This is a genomic window from Buchnera aphidicola (Eriosoma lanigerum), assembly GCF_964059125.1.
GTDB lineage: Bacteria > Pseudomonadota > Gammaproteobacteria > Enterobacterales > Enterobacteriaceae > Buchnera_D > Buchnera_D aphidicola_C.
Window position 1 is genome coordinate 560,886 of sequence record NZ_OZ060395.1, and the last position, 17,088, is coordinate 577,973.

Consider the following 17,088-nt stretch of genomic DNA (forward strand, 5'->3'; position numbering starts at 1 on the left):
TAATATTAATAAACAAGTATTGATAAAAAATTACAACTTTATATTGAAATTAATTTAAATTAATAAAAGAAAGAAAAGGTGCAATACAACAATTTCAAAAAATATAATTTTTAATTAAAAGTTGAAAATTGACACCTTTTCATTTTTAATACTAATTATACAATAAAAATATTGCTAATTTGATTCTTAATATTCATGACTTTCTATAATTGCATATATAAATAATTGTATATATACAAATTATATTTTCTCTTATAGAAATTTATATAATTTTTATAATTATATATAATAAATCTGTACTATAATCATTTGTAATACATATTACCATATACAATCATGCATAAGTCAGTATCAAAAAATAATATTTATAATTATTATTAGAAAAATTATTAACTATTATTAAATTGATTTATAAATATCATTTTACAAAAATTATTGACATTCCTTAATTGCTGCTAAAATAATATTTTTATCTACAGCATTTTGTATTCTAGCTTGCCCTATACTAATAGGTAATATTAATCTCACTGTACCAGAAATAACTTTTTTATCTCTCATAATATATGGTAAATATGATGAAGGAGGCATGTTTTTTGGTCCACGAGTTGGTAATCCTGCCCTAGTAAGTAAATTAATAATACGTTTAGTATCTCTATTTTTTAAATATCCAAGCATTTCTGAAGTACGAGCCGACATAACAATACCAACTGATACTGCTTCTCCATGCAACCAACTCCCATATCCAGAATGAGATTCAATTGCATGACCATAAGTATGTCCCAAATTTAAAATAGCACGTAAATTTGATTCTCTCTCGTCTAAAGAAATAATTTTAGATTTAATTTCACAACATTTTTTAATACAATATGTAATTTCTTTTTCTTGTAAAATCAACAACAAATGTAAATTATCTTCTATCCAAGAAAAAAATTTTGAATCAAATATAATAGCATACTTAATAACTTCAGCTAATCCTGATATAAGTTCAGTAGAAGATAGAGTACTTAAATAATTTAAATTAATAATAACAGACGATGGTTGCCAAAAAGTACCTATCATATTTTTTCCTAAAATATGATTAACACCAGTTTTACCTCCAACAGATGCGTCTACTTGAGATAACAAAGTAGTTGGTATTTGAATAAAACGCACTCCCCTTTGATAAATAGAAGCAGCAAATCCAGTTATGTCTCCTATTACTCCTCCACCTAACGCTATTAAAGTAGTATCTCGACTATGTTGTTTTTCTAATAAAGCTGAAATAATTACTTCCATTTCATTAATAGTTTTATATTGTTCTCCATCTGATAAAATTACTTGATCAACTTTTATCCCAGATTTACGTAATTCATATAACAATTGATCTTTCCATAAATTAGCCAAAGTTTTATTTGTAACAAGCATAGCTTGTTCACCTGACTGTAAAGGATAAAAAATTGAATCATGTTCTAATACAGAAGATCCTATTATAATTGGATAACTTCTTTTTCCTAATGTTACTTTAATTTTTTCCACTTTATTTGTCTATCAACCTTATTAATTTAACTAATTTATATGATTATTTTTTTCTAAAATTTGAATAATAAAATTTGAAACAGATTTTGCACTTTTATGATCAGTACTAATTCTTAAATCAGCAATATCTTCATACAAAGGATTTCTATTATATGCTAATTGTTCTAATATTAAACGTGTAGATGATTCTTTATTATCTACCTGTAATAATGGTCTATTTTTATCTCTTTTAGTTCTAATTAACTGTTTTTCAATACTAGTTTCTAAATAAATAACAATTCCTCGTGAAGAAAGTCTATTTCTTGTCTCCTTAGATTGAATTGATCCACCTCCAGTAGCTAATATGATACCTTGTTTTTCTGTTAATTCATGAATAATTTTTTCTTCTCGATCACGAAAACCTATTTCTCCTTCAACATCGAAAACCCAGCTAATATCTGCTCCAGTACGACGTTCAATTTCTTGATCTGAATCATAAAATTCCATATTAAGTTGTTGAGCTAATTGTTTTCCTATAGTACTTTTTCCGGCTCCCATAGGACCTACTAGAAAAATATTTCGTTTTTCTGCCATTGTTTTATTATTTTAATAATTTGTGAATGATGTCCAGCAATAAAATATAAAGCTGGTAGGATATAAAATATATATTGAAATAAATTAAAATAATTATTAATACTGATACATATTATACACATAATATATATGTATTACACAAAATAGAATTATTTTATATAATATACAAGAATAAATATATTATTTTTATATTAATAATTCATAAACATGAAATGAAAATATATCAATATAATTTAAATAAAATACACAACTAAACTATACATCAATAATTTAATAATAAAATATTTGGAATAAATAATATTCTATAACTAAAATCATAAAAATTAATATAAATCATAGTATTCATAAAAATATTATAAATAAATAATTTTATACTATAAATATAACTTTAAAATTAATTTTATTAATTTAAAATTAATTATAGAATTCTATATTCATACAATATATTAAATGGATTGTACATATAACGTGTTTATAAAAATAATTATTTGTATATTACATTAATACATGGTAATATTTTTTAAAATTTAATAATAAAATTAAAAATAATAAAATAAATATATTTGATAAAAAATAATTAATAAATTAAATAGTATTACAATATTTTAAAAAAATTATAATAGAATATTTTAAAATACAATGAATTAATAATAAAATTATTAATAAGAAAAGATCACAAATTAAATTGATTATGGTGAGATGTCCGAGAGGCTTAAAGAGCATGCCTGGAAAGCGTGTATACGGAAACGTATCAAGGGTTCGAATCCCTTTCTCACCAAAATAGTTTATATTAATTAATATCATTCATGATAACAATATTTTTTATTAATCAATTATAACTATAATTACATAATATATTAGATTTGATTTAATCTAATACAATAGATTCTAATGCTAGTAATATCATATCATCAAAAGAGTTTTCCCTATCTTGAGAAGAAATTGTTTCTTTTCTTTTTAAATGATCCGAAACAGTACAAATAGACAATGCTTTAAAACCTAATTCTGCTGATAATCCATATATTCCAGCAGTCTCCATTTCAATTCCTAAAATATTGAATTTTTCTATTAATTTTAACCTTGTATCGTCATGTGTACAATAAAACAAATCAGTACTAAACAAATTTCCAGTAAGTATTTTTATTTTAATTTTTTTTGCAATGTTAATCATGTTTAACAACATGCCCACATCAGCTATAGCAGAAAAATCATAATCATGGAATTTTATTCTATTCACTTTAGAATCTGTACAGGCTCCTACACCCACAATAATATCTCTTAAATTTATCTTGTTATTGACTGTTCCACATGTTCCTACTCGAATAATTTTTTTTACATTAAAAAACGTTACCAATTCATATACATAAATAGAACATGAAGGTATTCCAATTCCATGACTTAAAACTGAAACTTTACGATTTTTGTAATAACCAGTAAATCCCAACATAGATCGAATATTACTAACTAAAATACTACTCTGTAAATATTTTTCTGCTATATATTTTGCCCTTTTAGGATCACCAGGCATTAATACTAAATCAGAAAAATCATATAAATTGGCATTAATATGAATGGTCATTCTAATTAATTTTTCCTATATTTAAACAATGATACTTTAATATAACTAATAACATTTAGTATTTTCATTAATCATACTTTTACCATATTTCATATTAGAAAGAGAAAAAAAATGAGCAATTGTTTGAGCTATATCCGAAAAACTATTACGATAACCTAAAAATTTACTTGAAAAAATAGGACTATATAACAAAATTGGAATAAATTCACGAGTATGATCAAAACCTTTCCAAGTAGGATCACATCCGTGATCAGCTGTTACAATTAATAAATCTGAATCTGTAATTTGATTAATGATATCCAACAATTTTAAATCGAAAAATTCTAAACCTTGTGCATAACCAGATACATCTCTTCTATGCCCCCATAAAGAATCAAAATCTGAAAAGTTAGTAAAAACAATTGAATTTTTTTTAGATATTTTAATTGCATATGTTGTTTTCTCTAATAAATCTGATAATCCATTAGCAACTATTGTCTTAGTTATTCCTACTCCAGAAAAAATATCAGTTATTTTCCCAATTCCAATAACTTCACCTTGTTTTTCTATAATTAATTTTTCCATTACATTTATTTCACTAGGTACTACTGAAAAATCTTTTCTATTATTAGTTCTTTTAATATTTTTAATACTATTGCCAATAAATGGTCTAGCTATTACTCTTCCTATATTATATTTTCTTTTATCTAAAATTTTACGCACAATACTAGATAAACAATACAAATTATTCAAACCAAATACTGTTTCATGACATGCAATTTGCACAACAGAATCCGATGAAGTATAAAAAATAGGTTTATTCGTTTGAATATGTTCTTCAAAAAATTTCTGTATTATTGTTGTTCCCGATGCATGGCAATTACCAAGTATTCCATCAATATTCGATTCTTTAATAATATGATTTACTAATGATTCAGGAAGACTATTTTTTTTTTCAATAAATTTATCCCATGGCTTAAAACTAGGTATACCCATAATTTCTAAATGACCTGATAAAGTATCTTTATCCATAGAAATAGGACTAGCATAAGCATAGCTACCTATTGTATTTTCATATCTATTTAATCCTACAGGATATATTTTAGTTAATTCGTATATTAATTTCCCTAAACCTAATGCTGTTAAATTAGGAATATATAAATTTCCATTTCTGTTACAATTAGCTAATCCCAAAAAACAACTTTCATTAACATGTCCAAAAGTGTTTGCTCCTTCATCACCAAATTGATTTGAATCTTTACAAGAACCTATTCCAAATGAATCTAATAACATAATAAAAACTCTATTCATATAGAATACTCTAAAAAATGTTATCTTGATATAATATCATCATGATTGATTAAAAATATAATAAATATATCAAATTATAATGTTATCAATTGAATTATTAAAAATTATTAATGTTATTCATACATTTTACTATTATTTAAATATATTTAATTATACATTCTATTAATAAATTTATAATTAATATATTAATTTTCTCTAATTTTATTAAATATAATATTTGGATGTTTATCTATTATAAGACTCAAATTAAAAAAGCTTGGAACTAGATATACTAAATGATTATTATTATCTAAAGCTAAATTATTTTTATATTTATCTTTAAATGTTTTCAACTGTAATACATCATTGGAAACAATCCATCTAATTGCTACTATACTAATATTTTTGTAAATAACTTCTATTTTATATTCTATTCTTAATCGTTCAACAACAATATCTAACTGTAATATTCCGATTACACCTATAATTAAATTATTATTAGTTATTGGTCGAAATATTTGTATTGCACCTTCTTCAGATAATTGAGATAAACCTTTATATAATTGTTTTTTCTGTAAAGGATATTTTAAACAAATTAAACGAAAAATTTCTGGTGAAAAATAAGGAATTCCAATAAAATTTATTATTTCACCTTCAGTAAATGTATCTCCAATAAAAACAGAACCATGATTATAAATTCCAATAATATCTCCAGGATACGCACTATCTTCTACAATCTTTCTATCTCCTGATAAAAATCTCATAGCCTTATGTACAATAATTTTAGATCCTGTACGAACATGTTGTAATTTAATTCCATTATAATATTTTCCTGAAACAATTCTAACAAAAGCAATTCGATCACGATGCTTTAAATCCATGTTAGCTTGTATTTTAAAAACAAATCCAGTGAAATGCTTTTCTTCCGGTTGAACAATACGTATGTCAGTAGATTTATATTTTGGACTAGGTCCGTAATATACTAAAAAATTGAACATATCGATAATACCAATATCACATAATGCACTTCCAAAAAAAACAGGTGTTGTTATCCTATTAACAAAATCTTTTTTATTGAATTTACAATACGATATATTAATTAATTCAATTTCTTCTCTTAAAATTTTTGCTTCAGTAACACCTATATATTGATCTAATAGCTTATCATATATATCAGATAATTTAATAACCTCATCTTTTTTATTATAATTTCTTGCTTTTAACTTATAAATATATATTTCTGAATGGATAAAATGATAAATACCATAAAATCTAGAACCAATACCAATAGGCCATGTTATTGGTATACATGTTATTTTCAATTTTGATTCTATTTCATCTAATAATTCTATAGGATTTTTACTGTTACGATCTAATTTATTAATAAAAACAACAATTGGAGTATTTTGTTGTTCAATAATGTGCATTAATTTTTTTGTTCTTGTTTCAATTCCTTTAGCAGCATCAATCACCATAAGACAACAATCTACAGCTGTTAAAATTCTATAAGTATCTTCTGAAAAATCTTCATGACCAGGAGTATCTAATAAATTAATAAAATAATTATCATAATTAAATTGCATAATTGAACTAGTTATAGAAATACCTCTTTCTTGTTCAATTTTCATCCAATCAGATTTAACATATTTACCAGATTTTTTAGCTTTAACAGTTCCGGTAGAGTGAATGACATTTCCTAAAAATAAAATTTTTTCAGTTATAGTAGTTTTTCCAGCATCTGGATGAGCAACAATAGCAAAAGTACGTCGTTTTTGAATTTCCATAAAATTAATACTATTCATTCATAGCAATCTTCTTATTAAAATTAAACATTTGTGAAATAAAATTACAAAAACAACATATTTTTTCACTAAAATTATCAATAAAATACATTAATAATGATATAAAATATCAATTTTTTTTACATAAATTTCATACATATTGTTGTAAACATATATATTTAAATGATAATAATAAAATATTATACGATAATTCATGTTATATATGTACATATATTAACACTTTATTTTATTAATAATAATGAAAATTTCTAAATTAATATATATTCAAATTAATCATTACATATATGTAAATCTATAAAAATGTCTATATATCTAAGTTCACATAAATGATTAATATCATTGATGATATATATCATAGTTAATAACTAATTAATATAATTAATTTAATATAATATAAAATATTAAAGATAAAAAAATCCATATTAAATTATACAATAATTATATTGACTTATATAAAATTATTATAATAAATCAATATTTATTAAAACAATTTTTAAAAAATTACAAATATATTTATTAGAATGATATTAAATTTAAATAATATACGATATATTAAATATATAAATTCTAATATTTTCAATAAAAAGAATGTATTCCATGTTGATGTTCTGTAACATCTTGTACTCCTTTTAATTCAGGAAACTCTAATAATAACGTTTTTTCAATACCTTCTTTTAAAGTTAATTTAACCATTGAACAACCATTACAACCACCACTAAATTGTAATATTACATAACCTTTAGTGTTAACTTTAATTAATGTTACCTTGCCTCCATGTGATAATAATTGAGGATTAATTCTATATTCTAAAAACTCTTCTATTCTATTTTGTAATAAATTTCCTGGAATTATAATATTCTTTGCATATGGAGCTTTTAAAGTTAATCTTTCTTCTAAATTATCTATAATCAAATCAATTTCAGCATTCTTTAAATAAGGTAAATACTTTTTATCAATATATATACTAAAACCACAATAGTGAAATACATTATCTGATGATTGTATCTCATCTTTTAAACAATATGTAACTTTCCCTTCAGCATAATTAGTACCTACATGTTCTACAAATACTCGAATTTGAGTACCTTTTTCTTCTTTAAGTAATAATTTTCGAAAATATTCTTCTGCTAGTTCTGAAATATAAATCATAATAAGAATAAAAGTTATATGTAAAATATTTCTATATTAACTGATCAATAACATAAACACAATATTCAAAATATTTAATAAAAATATAATATAAAATTTATATGATCATAAATTCAATAAAAGTGCATTACACTATTACATATACATATAATATTTATATATATAAAAAAAAATGAAAAAGTTAATTAAAATTACCATGGGAACTGGAGATACTAACCTTGTATTATTACATGGATGGGGAATGAATTCAAAAATATGGTATTCAGTTATTCCTTTCCTGAAACCTTATTTTAAATTACATTTAATTGATTTGCCTGGATTTGGAAAGAACTATCAATATAACAACATGACCATTGACGAAATAATAAATTATTTATATTTGAATATTCCACATAAATCCATTTTATTAGGATGGTCACTTGGTGGTTTAATAGCTTGCAAAATAGCATTGACTTATCCCGATAATATAATAGGTATTATTACTGTTTGTTCTTCACCATACTTTATTAAAGATAACTATTGGCCTGGAATTAGTCCAATGTTGCTACAAGAATTTTCTAATAATATGAAAACTAACTATTTAAAAACTATAAAACAATTTTTATTTATTCAATTAGGTTCGTATATTTCTAAAAAAAAAATAGAATATTTACTAAAAATGATATTATCAGAAAAACAACCAACAGTACTTGCATTAGAATCAACTTTAAATATTCTATATAATACTGATTTAAGAAAATTAATTAAAAAATTTACTATACCATTATTAAGAATATATGGAAAATTTGATTCTATAGTTCCTCATATAATAAAAAATATCTTAGATCGAGACTGGAAACATACTTATTCAGTAACATTAGAACAATCTGCTCATATCCCTTTTATTTCACAATCAATACAATTTTGTAAAATCATACTAGAATTTAATTCTTACATTAAAAATATCTGAAAGAACAACAATCATTGGTTTATATATAATATAATTAACACAATAAATATCAAGAAAATACATTACAATTAATAATTTGTTAATAAAATTACTATACTATCAATAAAAATTATTCATTGATTAATAGTAAACAATTATATTTTAGTACACATATTATGTAACCTAAATTACTTAAAAAAAAAAACTGTAACAAATATAGTTTGATATATCTATATTTGTTACATAAATAAAAAATTAAAATGGAATTTCGTCATCAAAATCTATTGGTGATAAAGTATTCATAACAGAATTTTTCTCTTTATATGAATTTAATGAATCATCTTCCAATACATTTTTTTCTTGTGTCATTTTTTTTTGTTCATTATTTTGATTTCTAGAAACAGAAGATATAATATTAGCATTTCTACTACCTAACATTTGCATAGTTCCTGAAACATTTACTACTACTTCTGTAGTATAACGATCTACTCCATTCTGATCTTGCCATTTTCTAGTTTGCAAAGAACCTTCAATATAAACTTGAGAACCCTTTCTTAAATATTCTCCAGTAATTTCAGCTGGTTTTCCAAATAATACAATACGATGCCATTCAGTTTTTTCTTTTAAATCTCCTGTATTTTTATCTTTCCAAGTATCAGAAGTAGCTACAGTAATATTAGCAACAGCATTACCATTTGGCATATAACGTAATTCTGGATCTTGTCCTAAATATCCAATTAAAATAACTTTGTTTATTCCTCTACTAGCCATCTTAGATATCCTTTCTGTAAAATAATAACAATAAATATCACTTATAATAATTCATTGGTTCTTAATGTATACATTCTAAAATATATATATATATAATTAATCATATAATATACATAAATTCAAAATATAAGATCAAAATCTATATAATTAATCTAAATAATTAATAATTTTATATAATTTTTCAATCGAAAAAAAAAAAAATTAATATTATGAAAATTTCATAGCGTAAATATGTTTTTATAAATTTTATACTATTATGTTATAAATTAATTAAATTTTAAGTTATAAAAAAAATAAATTTTATCACAAACAACTTAAAAAAATATATAAAACAAATACCTACATGAAAAACTACAACACACATATATGTCTAATAAATATAAATTATTAATTACATATTTATATTTTAATTAAATAAATTCATAGTATTAATAATTATAAAAATAAACATTTATTATTCATAAAATTTTTTCTATATGAAATCATAATTGCAATATCATACAACATCGACTACAGTCTATATTAAAAATAAGTTTTTTAAATTAAAGAAACAGATATATTATAAGATATAAATCTTATATGATAAATAACATAGATAAAAAATAATAACTAAAGTATATTAACTATATAAAATATATTATTAGAAATATTACAATACTATTGAATGATTAATTACCATATATATCAAGTATATATCATAATTTTTATATAGTAATCCAAACATAACAAGTATTACATTATATTAACAAAAAATCATAATAAATTATAATTAATCAACTATTATTTAAGAATAAATAATAATTCATTAAATATTATTTAATATTATAATTCATTTATTTCATTAACCTTTATAGAAAAATTTTTAATATTTATCTCATATGACAGATAATAAATTTTTAAGAATAGAATCTGAAAAAAACATAAATAATATTACAATACCACCTCATTCATTAGAAGCAGAACAATCCGTACTTGGTGGATTGATGTTAGATAATGAACAATGGGATAATGTATCAGAACATGTTGTAATAGCAGATTTTTATAGCAAAGCACACCAATTAATATTTTGCGAAATGCAATCTTTATTAAATCTCGGATATCCTATTGATTTAATTACACTGTCTGAATCTTTAGAACAAAATGGTAAATTAGAACAAGTAGGAAGATTTTCATACTTAGCTGAATTATCAAAAAATACGCCTAGTACTGCAAATATTATTGCTTATGCAGATATAGTTAGAGAGCGAGCTATAGTTAGAGAAATAATTGCTGTAGCTAACAAAATTGCGTATGCTGGATATCATCCTCAAGGAAGAAAAAGTGAAGAATTATTAGATTTTGCTGAATCTAGTGTTTTCAATATAGCTGAAAAAAGAACTAAAAAAAATTTAGGACCTAAAAATATAGAAGAAATATTAGATTCTACAATTGCAAATATTGAAAAATTATTTGATAATCCACATGATGGAATTACAGGAATTAACACTGGGTATCAAGATCTTAATAAAAAAACTTCTGGTTTACAACAATCAGATTTGATCATTATAGCAGCACGTCCATCAATGGGTAAAACAACATTTGCTATGAATATTTGTGAAAATGCAGCAATGCTATATGATAAACCAGTTTTAATTTTTAGTTTAGAGATGCCAGTAGAACAAATTATGATGCGTATGCTATCTTCGTTATCTCGTGTTCATCAAACTAAAATACGAACTGGTCAACTTAATGATGAAGATTGGGCCAGAATTTCAGGAACAATTAATATTTTATTAAAGAAAAAAAACATTTACATTGATGATTCTTCTGGATTGACACCAAGTGAAATAAGATCAAGAGCAAGAAGAATATATCGAGATCATCATGGATTAAGTTTAATTATGGTAGATTATTTACAATTAATGAAAATTCCTTCTTTATCAGAAAATCGAACATTAGAAATTGCTGAAATATCAAGAACTTTAAAATCATTAGCAAAAGAACTAGAAGTTCCAATTATAGCATTATCTCAATTAAATCGTTCATTAGAACAACGATCTGACAAACGTCCTATCAACTCTGATTTAAGAGAATCAGGATCATTAGAACAAGATGCTGATCTTATTTTATTTATTTATAGAGATGAAATATATCATGAAAATAGTGATTTTAAAGGAATTGCAGAAATTATTATAGGAAAACAAAGAAATGGTCCAACGGGAACAATTAAATTGACATTTAATGGACATTGGTCTAGATTTGATAATTATTCAGGTACAGAATATAATTACGAATAAAAAATAAAATATTTTATTTTAATTTCATATTATGAAATTAATCATAAAAATTATATTATATAGTATATAATATAAGTTAAATTAAACAAATTAATTAAATAATTAAATAATTCATACTGTATAATACGAAAGTTAATTAATAATATTAAAAAAAAATTAATATTAAAATTTAAATAATAAAAAATTGAATGTTATAAATGTTTAATAACATAATTTATTATATTTAATAATAGTATACAATTATGTAATTACTAATTATATAACAATTACATCCATTATAATCAAAAATGTGAATAAAATAATGAATATCAAATTCGGTATAATAATGGATTCAATATCTAAAATTAATATTAAAAAAGATTCTAGTTTTGCGATTCTATTAGAAGCACAAAAAAGAAAATATACCATTTATTATATGGAAATAAACGATTTATATTTAAAAAACAACCAAGCATATGCTAAAGCAAAAATTTTAACAGTAACTAATAAAGTAGAAAAACAACATTTTCATGTTATACAAGAAAAACATGTAGCATTATCTATTATGCACGTAATTTTTATGAGAAAAGATCCTCCTATAAACATGCAATTTATATATGCAACATATATTTTAGAAATTGCAGAATCAGCAGGAGTATTAGTACTGAACAAACCAAAAAGTTTGCGAGACTGTAACGAAAAACTATACACAAACTGGTTTCCTTCTCTTATTCCTAATACTTTAGTAAGTAGTCAAATAAATCAAATTAAAGAATTTCTACATGAAAATAAAGATATTATTTTAAAGCCTCTTAATTCCATGGGAGGAGATTCTATTTTTCGCCTTACTATATCTGATCCTAATGTGTCAGTAGTTTTAGAAGTTATGACCAAAAAAAACAATAATTTTTGCTTAGCTCAAACTTATATTCCAGAAATAAAAAATGGAGATAAAAGAATAATAATTATCGATGGAAAAGCAATTCCATGGTGTTTAACTAGAATTCCTAAATCAGGAGAAACAAGAGGTAATTTAGCAGCTGGAGGTTTAGGAAAAATAGAAAAATTAAATGAACATGATTTAAAAATAACACAAAGATTATCAACCACATTAAATAAAAAAGGATTAATATTTGTAGGTTTAGATATTATTGGTAACAAATTAACTGAAATTAATGTGACTAGTCCAACAGGTATATGCGAAATTCAATCTGAAAAAAATATATCTATTACAGAATTATTATTAAATGCTGTAGAAAAAAAAATATATGAAAAACAAAAAATATAATATATATATTCTAATTAATTTTTATATTAATCTACAATTTAATTATAATATATTTTATATTATTATTAATGAATGCTATTTAATTATCATAAAAATACAAAACACATTATGTATATAATCGGATTTGACTTTGGAACAAAAAATATTGGAGTAGCAATAGGGCAAACATTAACTTTCACAGCTCAACCATTACAATCTATCCAATCAAAACATAGTATTCCAAATTGGAATATTATTACTAACATATTATTCGAATGGAAACCAAAAATAATTGTAGTTGGTCTACCATTAAATATGGATGGAACTAAACAAAATATTACCTATCAAGCTGAAACATTTGCAAATCAAATAGAAACTAAGTTTTATTTACAAGTGAAACTTCATGATGAAAGATTAAGTACTATAGAAGCAAAATCTATTTTATTTCAAAAACATGGTTTTAAATCTTTAGATAAAACTAAAATAGATTCTATATCTGCTATGATTATTCTAGAAAGTTGGTTTCAAAAAAATATATAAAAATATTCATACATAATGAAATTACAATATATAATAACATTATTATACCTAACATATAAATAAATATAATAAATAATAATTATTATTAATTTAAAATGAATAAATTACCACCTTTAAGTTTATATATTCATATACCTTGGTGTTTAAAAAAATGTCCTTATTGTGATTTTAACTCTTATCAACTCATAGGAATCATACCGGAAAAAAAATATATATATCATTTATTAAAAGATTTAGAACAACATACATCATTAATTAAAAATAGAATAATTAATAGTATTTTTATTGGTGGAGGAACTCCTAGTTTAATTCATCCAAATACTATCAAGTATTTAATTGATAATATTAAAAATATAGTAAACATATCTGATATAGTAGAAATTACTATAGAAATGAATCCTAAAATACAAGAAATAGAATATATTCCTGAATATCAATATTCTGGAATTAATAGAATTTCTATTGGTATCCAAAGTTTTGATTCAGATCTATTAAAAAAAATAGGTAGAAACTACAACAAATTCGAAGCACATAAAGCAATTGAATTAGCTATGAATGTACCATTGATTAATATTAATTTAGATATTATGCATGGATTACCAACACAATCTATACAATCTGGAATATCAGATCTACAACAAGCAATTCAATATTCTCCTAATCATCTTTCTTGGTATCAATTAACTATAGAACCTAATACAATATTTCAATATAAAAAACCAAAACTACCTTCAGAATATAAATTATGGACTATTTTTAAAAATGGAAATAAATTATTAAAACAATCTGGATATCATCAATATGAAATTTCTGCATATTCTAAAACAGGATATAAATGCAAACATAATTTAAATTATTGGCGTTATGGAGATTATTTAGGAATAGGATGCGGAGCACATAGTAAAATTACTAATGATAATGGAAAAATTATAAGAATAATTAAAAAAAAACAAATTGTTCAATTTATGAATGGCAAATATATTGAAAAAATATATTCTGTTGAACTAAAAGATAGAATATTTGAATATTTTTTAAATCATTTTAGAATTTTTGAACCTATTTCTAAAAAAAAATTTCAAGAACATACAGGAATTAATCCAAAAAATATTCAAAATGAAATTAACACTGCAATACTAAATAAATATTTAATTCAAACTAATACACACTGGAAAACCACAAATAAAGGAAAATTATTTCTAAATAATCTATTAGAAATATTTATAACATAACATTCATAAAATTAAATTAGATATATTTATACACATATAAGATAATAATTTATATCATATTTTATATAAATAATTTATTTTATACATTGAAACAATAATTCAAAAATTTCATGACCTAAGTTTTTTCCTTTTTTTTCAAATTTAGTAACTAAACGAGAATATACACTAAATTTATAACAATCATGTATACATAATTGATGAAATAAATTATTATATTTAACATATTTAATAATTTCAATAGCATATGGTTTCCAATCTGTAGCTATATGTAAAATACCATTATCTGATAATTTTTTTGCAATTAAAGAAATAAAAGATGTTTGTATCATTCTTCTTTTATGATGTTTTCTTTTAGGCCATGGATCAGGAAAAAATATATTTACTTGATTTAATTGATTATCTTTTACCATAAATTGAATTACTTCCAATGCATTATAAAAAATTACTCTTAAGTTTTTTATGTTCCTAATATATGCTTGATGCATACAAACAGCTATTCCTGGCAAATATAGTTCAATTCCTAAAAAATCTTTTTCTGGATAATTTACAGCCATATTAATTAAATTATCTCCCGTTCCAAAACCAATTTCAACAACAATTGGAGATTCACGATTAAATATTTCAATAAAATTAATATATTTATGTTGAAAAGATAAACCAAAAAAAGGAAATAAATTCACAATAGATTGTTTTTGAAATTTAGTTAATCGTCCTCTACAAACAGTAGACTTATTATAGTACAATGATGAATAATTTTTATTATTATTATTTTGAAACGTAGAATTATTTTGAAACATAATTTTTATTCCATTAAAAAAGATTAATTTAAAAATACATATTCAATATACATATATTTTATAAATACATATTTTATGAAATATATAAATAATTATAGAAATTAAAAACTAAGAATCATTATGATATTTTCACAATTAGTATTAAATTGGTTTCATCAATATGGAAGAAAAAATTTACCATGGCAAAAAAATAATACTGTATATCATACTTGGATATCAGAAATCATGTTACAACAAACTAAAGTAAATACAGTTATTCCTTATTTTAAAAAATTTATACTTATCTTTCCAAATATTCAAACTTTAGCTAATAGCTCTTTAGATCAAGTAATGTATATATGGAGTGGAATGGGATTCTATAATAGAGCAAAAAATTTACATCGAACTGCTAATATTATAATGAAACAATATAATGGTAAATTTCCGGAAAATTTTTATACAATTATTCAGTTTCCTGGAATAGGAAGAACTACAGCAGGAGCCATTTTATCATTATCATTTAAATTTTACTTCTCTATTTTAGATAGTAACATTAAAAGAATACTATTACGATATTACGCTATTGAAGGAATAATTAATAATAAAAAAATAGAAATCAAATTATGGAAAATGATTGAATTAATTACACCAATTCATAATACTGACAAATTTAACCAAGCTATGATGGATATAGGAGCATTAATATGCATTCCAATTAATCCCAAGTGTACTATTTGTCCATTAAATAAATTATGTATATCTTATAAAACACTAACTTATACCAAATATCCAACAAAAAATAAAAAAAAAAATATTGAAAAACAATTCTGGTGCATTGTTATACAATATAAACATTATATTTTATTAGAACTCTGTAAAATAAATAATTTATGGAGCAATTTGTTTATCTTACCAACATTTACTAAAGAAATTAATATTTTATCTTGGTATAAAGAAAATCAATTAATTGACACAAAAAAAATACCATTAAAACCATCACATCATAAAATAAGTAATTTTTTACTTACATTACATACTACGTTAATTACAATAGAATCCAAAAAAAAAATTATTAAAAAAGAAAAAAATATATGGTACAATTTAATCAAACCACAACAAATTGGTATTCCTAAACCAATAATGATAATATTAAAAAATTTACATAATATAAATAATAAAAATGGAAAAAATTAAAAATCGAATAATTTATTGTACTTTTTTTAAAAAGAAATTAGAAGGATTAGTATTTCAAGTATATCCAGGTGAAATTGGGAAGAAAATTTTTAATGAAATTTCTCAATTAGCATGGAAACAATGGATGAATGAACAAACCAAAATAATTAATGATAATCAACTTAACATGTTACTTGATACAGATAGAAAAAAATTAAAAAAAATTATGATTAATTATTTATTTCATAATAAATTATAAATT

15 protein-coding genes and 1 tRNA gene are annotated in these 17,088 nt (G+C 22.2%); 8 read left to right on the forward strand and 8 right to left on the reverse strand.

Annotated features, from left to right (window positions below; translation table 11 throughout):
- Positions 1-432: 432 nt before the first annotated feature.
- Entirely contained in the window at positions 433-1,515 is a 1,083-nt protein-coding gene (gene aroB, locus AB4W75_RS02415; RefSeq protein WP_367679372.1) for a 3-dehydroquinate synthase, read from the reverse strand.
- Positions 1,516-1,545: 30 nt separating this feature from the next.
- On the reverse strand, positions 1,546-2,088 hold the full coding sequence (gene aroK / locus AB4W75_RS02420) for a shikimate kinase AroK (RefSeq protein ID WP_367679373.1): 543 nt from the start codon (positions 2,086-2,088) through the stop codon (positions 1,546-1,548).
- 693 nt (positions 2,089-2,781) lie between these two features.
- Here aroK and AB4W75_RS02425 point away from each other — a divergent pair.
- A tRNA-Ser gene (locus AB4W75_RS02425) sits at positions 2,782-2,866 on the forward strand.
- A 90-nt stretch (positions 2,867-2,956) separates the two neighbouring features.
- On the opposite strand, the gene deoD is transcribed toward AB4W75_RS02425, so the two are convergent.
- The 4 genes from deoD to AB4W75_RS02445 form a co-directional block, all read right to left on the reverse strand.
- Complete coding sequence (gene deoD / locus AB4W75_RS02430; RefSeq protein ID WP_367679374.1) at positions 2,957-3,667, reverse strand: purine-nucleoside phosphorylase; 711 nt, start codon at positions 3,665-3,667, stop codon at positions 2,957-2,959.
- Positions 3,668-3,712: 45 nt separating this feature from the next.
- Complete coding sequence (locus AB4W75_RS02435; RefSeq protein WP_367679375.1) at positions 3,713-4,957, reverse strand: phosphopentomutase; 1,245 nt, start codon at positions 4,955-4,957, stop codon at positions 3,713-3,715.
- 185 nt (positions 4,958-5,142) lie between these two features.
- Positions 5,143-6,738, reverse strand: coding sequence for a peptide chain release factor 3 (locus AB4W75_RS02440; RefSeq protein WP_367679376.1), 1,596 nt, complete (start codon positions 6,736-6,738; stop codon positions 5,143-5,145).
- A gap of 576 nt (positions 6,739-7,314) precedes the next feature.
- Positions 7,315-7,887 carry an NfuA family Fe-S biogenesis protein gene (locus AB4W75_RS02445; RefSeq protein ID WP_367679377.1) on the reverse strand — a complete coding sequence of 191 codons (573 nt, stop codon included), beginning with the start codon at positions 7,885-7,887 and terminating at the stop codon, positions 7,315-7,317.
- 172 nt (positions 7,888-8,059) lie between these two features.
- On the opposite strand from AB4W75_RS02445, the gene bioH reads away from it, so the two are divergent.
- Complete coding sequence (gene bioH, locus AB4W75_RS02450) at positions 8,060-8,836, forward strand: pimeloyl-ACP methyl ester esterase BioH (RefSeq protein ID WP_367679378.1); 777 nt, start codon at positions 8,060-8,062, stop codon at positions 8,834-8,836.
- A 234-nt stretch (positions 8,837-9,070) separates the two neighbouring features.
- Here the strand turns inward: bioH and ssb are convergent, their stop codons facing one another.
- Entirely contained in the window at positions 9,071-9,586 is a 516-nt protein-coding gene (gene ssb, locus AB4W75_RS02455) for a single-stranded DNA-binding protein (protein ID WP_367679379.1), read from the reverse strand.
- 878 nt (positions 9,587-10,464) lie between these two features.
- Here ssb and dnaB point away from each other — a divergent pair.
- The 4 genes from dnaB (at position 10,465) to hemW (ending at position 14,877) form a co-directional block, all read left to right on the forward strand.
- Positions 10,465-11,862: a replicative DNA helicase gene (gene dnaB, locus AB4W75_RS02460; protein ID WP_367679380.1), complete on the forward strand. Its 1,398-nt coding sequence runs from the start codon at positions 10,465-10,467 to the stop codon at positions 11,860-11,862.
- A 289-nt stretch (positions 11,863-12,151) separates the two neighbouring features.
- Positions 12,152-13,129: a glutathione synthase gene (gene gshB, locus AB4W75_RS02465; protein ID WP_367679381.1), complete on the forward strand. Its 978-nt coding sequence runs from the start codon at positions 12,152-12,154 to the stop codon at positions 13,127-13,129.
- Positions 13,130-13,237: 108 nt separating this feature from the next.
- Positions 13,238-13,648, forward strand: a complete 411-nt coding sequence (ruvX, locus tag AB4W75_RS02470) for a Holliday junction resolvase RuvX (protein ID WP_367679382.1) — start codon at positions 13,238-13,240, stop codon at positions 13,646-13,648.
- Positions 13,649-13,743: 95 nt separating this feature from the next.
- Positions 13,744-14,877: a radical SAM family heme chaperone HemW gene (gene hemW, locus AB4W75_RS02475; RefSeq protein WP_367679383.1), complete on the forward strand. Its 1,134-nt coding sequence runs from the start codon at positions 13,744-13,746 to the stop codon at positions 14,875-14,877.
- Between the two features lie 74 nt (positions 14,878-14,951).
- On the opposite strand, the gene trmB is transcribed toward hemW, so the two are convergent.
- Positions 14,952-15,674, reverse strand: a complete 723-nt coding sequence (gene trmB, locus AB4W75_RS02480) for a tRNA (guanosine(46)-N7)-methyltransferase TrmB (protein WP_367679384.1) — start codon at positions 15,672-15,674, stop codon at positions 14,952-14,954.
- 120 nt (positions 15,675-15,794) lie between these two features.
- On the opposite strand from trmB, the gene mutY reads away from it, so the two are divergent.
- Positions 15,795-16,847: an A/G-specific adenine glycosylase gene (gene mutY / locus AB4W75_RS02485; protein ID WP_367679385.1), complete on the forward strand. Its 1,053-nt coding sequence runs from the start codon at positions 15,795-15,797 to the stop codon at positions 16,845-16,847.
- Positions 16,834-17,085 (forward strand): oxidative damage protection protein, encoded by a 252-nt coding sequence (locus AB4W75_RS02490; RefSeq protein WP_367679386.1) that lies wholly within the window; start codon positions 16,834-16,836, stop codon positions 17,083-17,085. The genes mutY and AB4W75_RS02490 overlap by 14 nt, the downstream gene beginning before the upstream one ends.
- Positions 17,086-17,088 lie beyond the last annotated feature (3 nt).